At 66.0% G+C, this 5,247-nt stretch carries 6 protein-coding genes and 1 tRNA gene; 5 read left to right on the top strand and 2 right to left on the bottom strand.

The annotated features are described in order from the left end of the window. Positions 1-97: 97 nt before the first annotated feature. From QZ271_RS13805 to QZ271_RS13795, 3 genes are all read left to right on the top strand, one after another. Positions 98-484, top strand: coding sequence for a hypothetical protein (locus tag QZ271_RS13805; RefSeq protein WP_291432443.1), 387 nt, complete (start codon positions 98-100; stop codon positions 482-484). Then, positions 481-882 (top strand): helix-turn-helix transcriptional regulator, encoded by a 402-nt coding sequence (locus QZ271_RS13800; protein WP_291432441.1) that lies wholly within the window; start codon positions 481-483, stop codon positions 880-882. The genes QZ271_RS13805 and QZ271_RS13800 overlap by 4 nt, the downstream gene beginning before the upstream one ends. Positions 883-960: 78 nt before the next feature. Further along, positions 961-1,036: transfer RNA gene (locus tag QZ271_RS13795), tRNA-Ala, on the top strand. 63 nt (positions 1,037-1,099) lie between these two features. On the opposite strand, the gene QZ271_RS13790 is transcribed toward QZ271_RS13795, so the two are convergent. Then, positions 1,100-1,423, bottom strand: coding sequence for a hypothetical protein (locus QZ271_RS13790; protein WP_291432440.1), 324 nt, complete (start codon positions 1,421-1,423; stop codon positions 1,100-1,102). Between the two features lie 152 nt (positions 1,424-1,575). On the opposite strand from QZ271_RS13790, the gene QZ271_RS13785 reads away from it, so the two are divergent. Next, the gene (locus QZ271_RS13785; RefSeq protein WP_291432438.1) at positions 1,576-2,259 is read left to right on the top strand and encodes a hypothetical protein; all 684 of its coding nucleotides are present in this window, start codon (positions 1,576-1,578) and stop codon (positions 2,257-2,259) included. A 68-nt stretch (positions 2,260-2,327) separates the two neighbouring features. On the opposite strand, the gene QZ271_RS13780 is transcribed toward QZ271_RS13785, so the two are convergent. Further along, entirely contained in the window at positions 2,328-4,163 is a 1,836-nt protein-coding gene (locus QZ271_RS13780) for an acyl-CoA dehydrogenase C-terminal domain-containing protein (protein WP_291432436.1), read from the bottom strand. 261 nt (positions 4,164-4,424) lie between these two features. Between QZ271_RS13780 and QZ271_RS13775 the strand changes: the two genes are divergently transcribed. Beyond that, the gene (locus tag QZ271_RS13775; protein WP_291432434.1) at positions 4,425-5,120 is read left to right on the top strand and encodes a Crp/Fnr family transcriptional regulator; all 696 of its coding nucleotides are present in this window, start codon (positions 4,425-4,427) and stop codon (positions 5,118-5,120) included. The last annotated feature ends 127 nt before the right edge of the window (positions 5,121-5,247 follow it).

Below are 5,247 nucleotides of genomic sequence, written 5' to 3'. Positions count from 1 at the left end.
GGGTCTGGTCAGCGTGTTCACGGGTGACGTGCTCATGCCCAACTTCAACCCCTGAGCTCGCCCTGCTGAGCAGTTACGTTTAGCTTAAACTAAACCAGTGCCGCCGCTGGTCTACGTCCGCCTCCCTCACCGGCTGCGGGCGCGGCACGTCCGGATCGTGGAATGCCTGCTCGACATGAATCGAGCTGGACACCGGGACGCGGTCTGGCAATGCATCAAGCTCTGCCAGGACGTCCGGGAGCATGGACATGTCAGCCGGTACGTGGTGGCTCTGAAAGGCTATCCGGGTATCAGTGAACTGAAGCCCAGTACCCGCACGGGCGAACGCGGCGGGGCGCGCGTATACCTGTTCTGGCTGGCGGATGGCCGGACCGTGCTGGTCAACGCGGAATTCAAGGCAGACGGGGACAGGCCGAATGAGGCCCTGATCGAGGAAGCGTACGACGCGCTGATCGCCGTGAAAACCGGGAGGTTGAAGTTATGAACGAATCCCTGAAAGCGAAGATGGCACTGGCGGCTGAACTGCTGAACGCGGATGGGTCGGTCACGCCCACCGCTGATCTGCCTGCCGGACTGCTGGTGCCGGAGAGTGCGTCGGGTTTCGCGGCGGACGTGCAGGATGCCCTGACGGCCGAGACGGTGGCGCACGCGCTGAAGCTCGCGCGGCAACAGACGCACCTGAGCGCGGCGGAGCTGGCGCGGCGGCGCGGCGTCAGCAGGGGTCGCCTGTCGCAACTGGAGAATGGCTCGGTCAATCCCACGGTGGGTACCCTGGCAGAACACGCGGGCGCGCTGGGGTACGACGTGACCGTGGTGCTCACGCCCCGCCGGGCTGGGAAGACCATTGAGGTGGACTTGCCGCAGCCCGTGCAGGCGCAGTAGCAGATTCAGGTGGGTCGCCTGACCCTCTTTACTTCTGTGCGTGGTGGTGCTACATTTTCTGGGCTCAGGCGTTGGCTTGGGGCTGTGGCGCAGCTGGGAGCGCGTCTGAATGGCATTCAGAAGGTCAGCGGTTCGATCCCGCTCAGCTCCACCAGAAACAAAAGGAACCCCCTCCACACCGGAGGGGGTTTCCTGTGGCGCCCGCCCTGGGTGGGGTTCAGTTGGCGGGGCAGCTCTTGGCGCTCTGTGCCTTGACCAGTTCCTCGGTGCGGGCATCGACCTTGGTGATCACTTCGCGGTTGTCCAGTTCGTTGACGACCGCGCCGGGCAGGAAGAACAGGGCGAACAGGACGTTCTCCTTGCTGACGCCGCTTTTGCTCTGTGCTTCGGCGCGGACGGTGGCGAGTTTACCCAGTTCGTCCTTGATCTCGGCGCAGTTCATGTCGCTGACGGGTTTGGCGGTGGCCGCCGTGTACTTGGGCGCGCAGGAAGCCAGGGTGAGGGAGGCGATGAGGAGCAGACCGGCAGTCAGTTTCTTCATGGCTTTCACATATACCAGTCATCAGTGTGCGTAGTTGCCGCATGTGCCGCTGCGCGGGGGGCGAGATTATGGTAGCGGGGCGGTGGGTACGCCACCATGACTTTCAGCGTCGGCTGTGGCGCGCTGAAACGCGCGGGCGGCACACTGCGGGCATGATAGAAATGACGGAAGGACAGGTGGAATCGGTGCGGGTGACGGACGTGCGCGCGGCGCGGGCCTTGCGGCAGGACACGGGGCTGCTCGGGTTGTTCCTGCGGCCCGTGTCGCCGTCCGAGGTGGCGGGGCGGGTGGGCATGGCAGCGAACCTGGTGCATCATCATGCGCGGCGACTGGCGGGGCTGGGATTGCTGCGCGAACTGGGCCGCGAGGGGGGCCGGGTGCGGTTCGTACTGGCCGCGCGGGAGTTCCGGGTGCCGTCGGACCTGCTGCCGCCGGAGGACGAGCAGGGGAACGGCACGGCGGACCTGCGGGAGTTGTCGGAAGGCTTTGAGCGGGCGTATGGGCGGTCGTGGGCGCTGGCAGGGGCAGGCGAGGAGGACGTGTACATTTTTGGCAAGGTGGGTGGGAGTACACCCGGCCTGCCACGAGCGGACGCCCCGGCGGCGGAGGGACACCCGGCGCACCTGGACCGCGTGACCGTGAACCTGACCCCAGAGCGGTACGTGCAGCTGGCGCGGGAGCTGAGCGAGGTACTGGCCCGCGCATACGCCCAGGGGCACAGTGAGGGCGGGCAGCCCTGCACGCTGGCCGTCCTGGCGTACCGGGCCGACGATGACGGCATCCGGAGCCTGTCGCGCAGCCCGAACTCGTTCCTGGGGTCGGCGCTGCCGGTGTAGGGGGGCCCAATACAAGGCAGGAGGCCCGCGCGGTTGCTGCGGGCCTCCTGTGTAGTGCGGGGTGGAGTTCAGGCGTGGACGAGGGCGCCTTCCCAGTTGAAGACGGCGCGGTCATCCACGGCCAGGGTTTCCTTCCCGGCCTTGATGGTGGTGGCGAGCGTCTTGATTTCGGGGAACAGTTTGGCGAAGTAGAACCGGGCGGTCTGGACTTTGGCGGTGTAGAAGCCGTCGCGGTCGTTCCCGGCTTCGATCTGGTCGTAGGCGATCTTGGCCATGCGGGCCCACAGGTAGCCGTACACGACGTGCCCGAAGAAGCGCAGGTAATCAACGGCGGCGGCGTTCACTTCGTCCGCCCCGCCTTCGCCCATGGCTTTCTGGCCGACGACCATGGTCAGGCTGCCGAGCTGCTGGGCGGCCTTGCCGAGTTGCGTGGCGTACTCGCCGATGTGCTCGTCGCTTTCGTTCTCTTCGACGAATTCCTGGAGGGTACCGGCGAGTTTCTGGAGTTTCTTGCCGCCGTCCATGAGGACCTTGCGGCCCAGCAGGTCGAGGGCCTGGATGCCGTTGGTGCCTTCGTAGATCTGGCCGATGCGGGCGTCGCGGACGAACTGCTCCATGCCCCATTCCTGGATGTAGCCGTGCCCACCGAAGACCTGCTGGCTCTGCACGGCGATATTGAAGCCGTTGTCGGTCATGAAGGCCTTGGCGATGGGGGTCAGCAGCGCGACGAGGTCGGCGGCTTCCTTGCGTTTGGCTTCGTCGGGGTGGTGGTGTTCCTGGTCGATGCTCAGGGCCAGCCACATGGCCATGGCGCGGCCCGCTTCGGTGTAGGCCTTGCCGGTCAGGAGCATGCGGCGCACGTCGGGGTGCACGATGATGGGGTCAGCCTGCTCGCCGGGGTTCACGCGGGGCTCGTGGCGCATCTGGGTGCGGTCCTTGGCGTAGGCCAGGGCGTTCTGATAGGCGACTTCACCCAGGCCCAGGCCCTGCAGGCCGGTGCCGAGGCGGGCGGCGTTCATCATGATGAACATGTGGCTCATGCCCTTGTTGACCTCGCCGACCAGCCAGCCCTGCGCGCCGTCAAAGTTCAGGACGGCGGTGGCGTTGCCGTGGATGCCCATCTTGTGCTCCAGGCTGCCGCAGACCACGCCGTTGCGTTCGCCGGGCTGGCCGTCAGCGGTGGGAATGAACTTGGGAACCAGGAACAGGCTGATGCCCTTGGTGCCCTCGGGGCTGCCTTCCAGGCGGGCCAGGACGAGGTGCACGATGTTGTCGGCCATGTCGTGCTCACCGGCGCTGATGAAGATCTTGGTACCGCTGATGGCGTAGGTGCCGTCGCCGTTGTCCACGGCCTTGGTGCGGATCATGCCGAGGTCGGTGCCGGCGTGGGGTTCGGTGAGGCACATGGTGCCGGTCCACTCGCCGCTGACGATCTTGGGCAGGTAGAGGTCTTTCAGGGTGTCGCTGCCGACGGCGTGCAGGGCGCTGTACGCGCCGTGGCTCAGGCCCGGGTACATGCCCCAGGCGACGTTGCCGCTGTTGATCATCTCGACCAGCGCGTTGCTGATCAGGTGGGGCATGCCCTGGCCGCCGTAGGCGGGGTCGGCGTCGAGGGCGGTCCAGCCGGCGGCGCGGTACTTGTCGTACGCGCCCTTGAAGCCGGTGGGGGTGGTCACGTCGCCGTTGTCGTGGCGGATGCAGCCTTCCCTGTCACCCACGACGTTCAGAGGCACCAGTTCGCTTTCCACGAAGCGGGCGGCCTCATCGAGCACCTGGCTCATCAGGTCGGCGTCGGCGGTCTCGTTGGCGGTGTAGTAAGGCATCTGGGCAAGTTCGGCTGGGGCGCCGAGCAGCTCGTTCATCAGGAACTTGATGTCGCGCAGGGGGGCTTTGTAGGTAGGCATGTGTAGGTCCTCCTTGTGAGGTTTCGCCCGGAGGGACGCCACCCGTCACTGTTAGTTGAACCGAGTATAAATCTTCTGCGCTCAAATGTCACCCCTGCCTGCCCGGTCGGCCCGCCCGGATCGTCCCCGATGACTGGTCAACCGGCTGCCCCGTGAGGTCCACCCCCCCGTTAACTGACCCGCAACACACCCGGTGGCGTCCCGGAGACGCAGGTACGCCGCGGGTCGCGGCCCGTTCTTTCGGGTATTGTGTGAAGAATCATGAACTACCCAAGCCTGGTCTGGCACCTCAAGCGAACGGAGCTCTTTGCCGACCTTGAACTTGCCGAACTGGAGCGAGTGGCCGCCACCACCCCCTACCGGTCCTACCAGCCCGGCGAGGTCATCTACCGCATGGACGACCCCGCCGACGCGCTGTACTTCGTGCGCAGCGGCCTCGTCAAGATCAGCAAACTCTTCCCGAACGGCAAGGAAGCCATCCTGGGCGTCATCGGGCAGCACGACACCTTCGGGGAACTGCTGCTACAGGCCGAGGAACGCCGCCCCACCCAGGCCGAGGCGCTGGAACGCACCACGTTGATCGTCCTGCCCCGCACCGAACTGCAGAAACTCCTGAGCAGCAAACCCGACCTGGCCATGAAACTGATCCGCCTGATGGCCGCCCGCCTGTTCGAGGCGCAGGCCTGGACCGCCACGGTCAGCGCCTACAGCGCCCCCGAGCGCGTGGCGAGCCTGCTGTACCGACTGGCCCGCGAGTTCGGCCGGCCCCACGCGCAGGGCGTGGAACTGAACCTGAAACTGAACCAGGAAGACATTGCCCGCATGGTCGGCGCGACCCGCGAAACGGTCAGCCACAGCCTGAGCAAACTGAAACAGGACGGCGCGATCATCCGCGCCCGCACGCCCATCATCGTGCGCCTCGACGCCCTGAAACGCTTCATCGAACAGGGCAGGTGAAACGAATTCCGATTGATTCGGTCCAGTTGCGAATCAATCCGAGCGGACGTGAGGAGGAAGGGCAGACGCCCCTTCGCGGTATGGAGCCGCAGGCGGCGCCCTTCCGACTGTGGCGCAGTGGAGCGGC

Origin of the sequence: Deinococcus sp. (assembly GCF_018260555.1) — a bacterium.
Classification (GTDB): domain Bacteria; phylum Deinococcota; class Deinococci; order Deinococcales; family Deinococcaceae; genus Deinococcus.
Note: the sequence above shows the minus strand (reverse complement) of the source record. Positions and strands in the feature narration are given on the sequence as shown.

Bases quoted from the DNA above. Each gene is read 5' to 3' on its own strand.
- QZ271_RS13800 (WP_291432441.1), top strand. From the start codon at position 481: ATGAACGAATCCCTGAAAGCGAAGATGGCACTGGCGGCTGAACTGCTG.
- QZ271_RS13790 (WP_291432440.1), bottom strand. From the start codon at position 1,423: ATGAAGAAACTGACTGCCGGTCTGCTCCTCATCGCCTCCCTCACCCTG.
- QZ271_RS13785 (WP_291432438.1), top strand. From the start codon at position 1,576: ATGATAGAAATGACGGAAGGACAGGTGGAATCGGTGCGGGTGACGGAC.
- QZ271_RS13780 (WP_291432436.1), bottom strand. From the start codon at position 4,163: ATGCCTACCTACAAAGCCCCCCTGCGCGACATCAAGTTCCTGATGAAC.
- QZ271_RS13775 (WP_291432434.1), top strand. From the start codon at position 4,425: ATGAACTACCCAAGCCTGGTCTGGCACCTCAAGCGAACGGAGCTCTTT.